Source organism: Bacillus sp. LR--39, from assembly GCF_053613335.1.
Map to the genome: position 1 here is coordinate 1 of NZ_JBSIOT010000345.1, position 1,046 is coordinate 1,046.

Consider the following 1,046-nt stretch of genomic DNA (forward strand, 5'->3'; position numbering starts at 1 on the left):
CACGCGTGTCATCATCCCGCGGGCGGAGGGAGAGCGTGTATTTTATCACAAGCTTGGAAGGCGCCAGGCTTTTACAGGAGCGGCTGCTGTTGCAGCTGGACGTTTTTTGAAAGACGGCGGCATTCGCCTCGCCGCTGGCCATGCCGATATCACTCCTAGGAGATTATTGGACAGCGAAGCGAAATGGATGGCACCAGGGTGGGACTCGCATGATCTGTACAAAACACTTATCCATGAGCTGCCGTTTTCCTCAGATGCTTTTATGTCAGCGGCATACAGAAAAAAAGCCGCTGCCAACGTCATCATGGCAGAGCTGATGGCTGAGGGAGGGGAATAAATGATCATCAACAAACCGTCAAGAGTCAGGCCGGATGGAAGGGGGAAGGTCACAGGGGAACTGAAATATATGACCGATCTCAGCTTTCCGGGAATGCTGTATGGCAAGGTGCTGAGAAGCGCTTATCCTCATGCAGAGATTGTGTCGGTTTGCACCATAAAAGCTGATGAAATGGAAGGCGTGCAGGCCGTCGTCACACATAAAGACGTTCCCGGCTTAAACCGATTTGGCATTGTCATCCCTGATCAGCCGGTTTTATGTGAGGACAGGGTGCGGTATGTCGGGGATGCGATCGCCGCAGTTGCTGCGGAAACGGAAGAAATCGCGGAAGCGGCGCTGGAGCTGATTCGAGTTGAGTATAAAGAGCTGGAAGTCATGGATTCACCAGAAAAAGCGCTTCGGCCGAATGCGCAAAGACTGCATGAGGACGGAAATATCCTGCACCGCGCATTTTTTTCAAACGGCGATGTGGAAGAAGGGTTTCAAGCATCTGACACAGTCCTTGAAGAAACCTATGAGCTGCCGCGGCAGATGCATACGTATATGGAAACGGAGGGAGGCGTAGCCGTTCCGGTAGACGACGGGGGTTTTACGATGTATGCAGGAACCCAGCACGGCTATAAAGACCGTTTCCAGCTTGCCCGTATTTTTGACATTCCTGAAGAGAAGATCAGGATTGTGTCAAGTCCGATGGGCGGCTCGTTCGGAG

At 52.4% G+C, this 1,046-nt stretch carries 1 protein-coding gene and 1 pseudogene; both read left to right on the plus strand.

What is annotated here, in order from left to right; translation table 11 throughout:
• Positions 1–337 (plus strand): annotated as a pseudogene (locus ACWHAR_RS23090) (xanthine dehydrogenase subunit C); the annotation flags it as partial.
• Positions 338–1,046: molybdopterin cofactor-binding domain-containing protein (locus ACWHAR_RS23095; protein WP_452087948.1), on the plus strand; the 709-nt coding region annotated here is incomplete at its 3' end. It abuts the pseudogene before it with no gap.